The following is a 3,313-nucleotide window of genomic DNA, read 5'->3' as shown; positions in this document are numbered from 1 at the left end:
GATTCGGCAAGTTTCCGGATAACGGGATTCGAATGTCTGCCTCGGAGTATATTGTTTCCGCTTTAAAATTCCGCCCCAGTTCCTTCTCGGAAGTTCTCGCTCAGGATCATGTCATCCAAACCTTGAAAAACAGCCTGAGACGGGGGCAAATCGCCAATGCTTTTTTGCTCGTAGGGCCAAGGGGAACAGGCAAAACGACCACCGCCCGCATTCTGGCCAAGGCTATGAATTGCGAGAATCCGCAAGACGCCGAACCCTGCAACCAATGCTCCTCCTGCCTCGCCGTCAACAAGGGAACGCATAGCGACGTTCTCGAAATCGACGCCGCTTCCAATCGGGGCATCGATGAAATCAAAGCCTTGCGCGAGAACGTGCGTTTTACTCCTGCTTTCGGCAAATATAAGGTCTACATTATCGACGAAGTTCACATGCTCACGCCCCAAGCGAACAATGCTTTTCTCAAGACCTTGGAAGAACCGCCCAGTCACGTCCGGTTTATCTTGGCGACGACGGAATTGAACAAAATTCTGCCGACGATTCTTTCCCGTTGCCAGCGGTTCCAATTCCGCCGTATTCCACACAAAGTGATCGTCGAGCATCTCAAAAAAATCGTCTCGAATCGAAAGGAAATTCAATTCGCCAGCGCCGCCGAACGCGACGGCGTCCTGTATCTTATCGCCCGCAAGTCCGAAGGCGGGCTGAGGGACGCGCTGTTTTTTCTGGATCAAATCGTCGCGTTTTCTTCGGGAAAGATTCAACTCGCCGAAGTGGAAGACGCGCTCGGCGTCATCGAATTCGACGTTATCGACCGCTTTATCTCCGCCGTGTTGCGCCACGATCTGCCGACAATCCTCGGCCTTATGGAACAAGCCAACGTTCGCGGCAAAGATTTTCTCTCGTTTTTGATCGAAGGACTCCATCATCTTCGCCGCCTCGCCGTCATCAAGGTTTCGGAAGCGAATGCGAATCTGCTCGACCTTCCCGACGAGTATATTCAACAAATTCTGCAATCAGCCAAACAAGCCTCGCTGGAACAGATTCTCTATGCGACGGATATTTTCTGGGAAGCGGAACGGCGGATGAAAAATTCCTCCGAAGGGCGCATCATTCTGGAAATGGCGGCTATCAAGGCGGCCAAGGCGAGCCAGGCGGTTAAGATCGAAGACGTTCTCAAAGCGCTCTCCACTTTTTCCGGCGCTTCCTCCTCCATCGTTTCGCCGCCTCCAGCAATACCGGCCCCAACCGTTTCGCACGCCGTTGCGCCGACAGCGAAACCTAAGCCCCAACCAGAGCTGTTGTTATCGAACGATCTCTACGATGCCGTAGAAGATGATGGCGAGCCGGAAGCGGCGTCTGCCCCGGAAGCGGCCCCTATCGCTTCACCGGCAGTTCTTACGGCGTCGCTTGCGAGCATGTGGACCCATTTTCTCAACGAAGTGGAAAAAAATCCCGTTATCGCAAGCGCCCTGGATGGCAGCGTACTGCTCGCTTTCGACAATGGTTCGATCCAAGTAGGAATACCAGCGGAAAATTCTCTCTTTAATATCAAGGCGTTGGAAAACGAAAAAAATCGGAAAACGATTTCCCAAATCGTCGAGAAGGTATTTGGAAAAACGCTGAGAATACGATACGAAACCCGCGGCGATATTCATCCAACGCACGAACATCCAGGAGCCGCGCCGGAGATCAAGAAAAAGGAGCCGAACAAAAAAGAGTTGCTCGATAAAGCGCAAAGCGACAAAATGTTTTGTAAATTAATGGACGAATTGCCGGGCCGGATCGTCAGCATCAAGCCTTTTAAGGAAGGATGATTCAAAGTAAGGATTTATTGAAAGTATCAATAATATATTGAAATTAAGACAAAGGAGGATTGAATGAAAGGTTTAGGAAATTTAGCCAATATGTTGAAGCAGGCCCACACCATGCAGCAGCGTTTGGCCGAAATTCAACAGGAACTGGAAAACGTTGAAGTCAGCGCCAGCGCAGGCGGCGGCATGGTTACCATCGCCATGAATGGAAAACAAAAAATCACTTCGATCAAGATCGATCCTGAAATCGTCAACAAGGACGATGTCGCCATGCTGGAAGATTTGATCGCCGCCGCCGTGAACGAAACTCAGACCCGGGTTCAGGAAATCGTGAAGGAACGCATGACTTCCTTGACGGGCGGAATATCGATCCCCGGAATAACGTCATGAACGAATCCTCTCCTCCCCCCGGCCGGAAAACGGCAGGTCCTTCTTCCATCGACGCCGTAGCCAAGCAATTGGCCAAGCTTCCGGGAATCGGTCCCCGCATGGCCCAACGTCTTACGTTCGCCTTGTTGAAGCGCCGGAAAGAAGAGATCGACGAATTGATCGCCGCCCTTTCCCGGCTAGCGAATCAAGTCAAAAAATGCTCGCTATGCGGAAACTTTTCCGATTCTGATCCCTGCCACGTATGCGGAGATCCCCAGCGAGATCGCGCGACGATCTGCGTCATCGAGCAGCCGCAGGATTTGCTGGCGATCGAACGGACGGGGAAATATTCCGGCCTTTATCACGTTCTTGGAGGGGCTTTATCGCCTATCGACGGCGTCGGGCCGGAAGAGATCGGCGTTTCCCGGCTGTTAAAGCGGCTGGATCATCCCGTCAAAGAGGTGATCGTTGCTACCAATCCCACTATCGAAGGCGACGCGACGGCGGTTTATCTGCAAGGCGTGATTCGTCCTCTCGGCGTTAGAGTTACTCGTTTGGCGCGCGGCCTGCCCTCCGGCAGCGAACTGGAATACGCCGACGAAACCACGCTTTCAATGGCGTTCTCTTCGCGCCTGGAGTTATAGAAAAAGTAGGACGGGTTGCTTTTTTGACCCATCACTATTTATTAGAGGACTAATCGATGGATCAAACGACGCGACCCATCCTCCGATTCTCTTCGCAGATGAATAATCATCTCCACATGGGGCGTTTGGGGGAATTGATCGAATAATTTGATGGAATCCAACCGGTATAGCGGGAGGAGTGGGGCCAAATCCTTGACGCCCTGCTTGGGATTGCAGGAGATGTAAAGAATTTCGCGAAAGGACTGCCGCTGGATTATCTCCAAAACGCGGGAGTGCATTCCCGCTCGCGGGGGATCGGCCAGCAATATGTTGCAACCTTCCAAAACTTCCGGCTCTAACCGTTCCGCCTCCGAACAGATATAGCGAACGTTTGTTCCCGCCGCGCTTTCCTGCGCCAGGCGAATCGATTCCGGATGGGCTTCTATCCCTAGCGCGTTATCTACTAAATCCATTGTCGATAAAGAAAACAGCCCCATGCCGCAATACAAATCC

4 protein-coding genes are annotated in these 3,313 nt (G+C 52.2%); 3 read left to right on the top strand and 1 reads right to left on the bottom strand.

All coding sequences use genetic code 11. The annotated features are described in order from the left end of the window. The 3 genes from dnaX to recR form a co-directional block, all read left to right on the top strand. Positions 1–1,811, top strand: a 1,811-nt coding sequence (dnaX, locus tag AB1656_05565; GenBank protein ID MEW6234836.1) for a DNA polymerase III subunit gamma/tau, incomplete at its 5' end; no start/stop codon positions are given. Positions 1,812–1,874: 63 nt separating this feature from the next. Continuing rightward, on the top strand, positions 1,875–2,198 hold the full coding sequence (locus tag AB1656_05560; GenBank protein ID MEW6234835.1) for a YbaB/EbfC family nucleoid-associated protein: 324 nt from the start codon (positions 1,875–1,877) through the stop codon (positions 2,196–2,198). Then, entirely contained in the window at positions 2,195–2,821 is a 627-nt protein-coding gene (gene recR, locus AB1656_05555) for a recombination mediator RecR (GenBank protein ID MEW6234834.1), read from the top strand. The genes AB1656_05560 and recR overlap by 4 nt, the downstream gene beginning before the upstream one ends. Before the next feature lie 41 nt (positions 2,822–2,862). On the opposite strand, the gene AB1656_05550 is transcribed toward recR, so the two are convergent. Beyond that, positions 2,863–3,313 (bottom strand): hypothetical protein (locus tag AB1656_05550; protein MEW6234833.1); only part of this gene is annotated, 451 nt, incomplete at its 5' end.

This window comes from Candidatus Omnitrophota bacterium (assembly GCA_040755155.1).
In the GTDB taxonomy this organism is placed as follows: Bacteria; Hinthialibacterota; Hinthialibacteria; order Hinthialibacterales; family Hinthialibacteraceae; genus JBFMBP01.
This window is presented reverse-complemented; position numbering and strand designations above follow the sequence as displayed.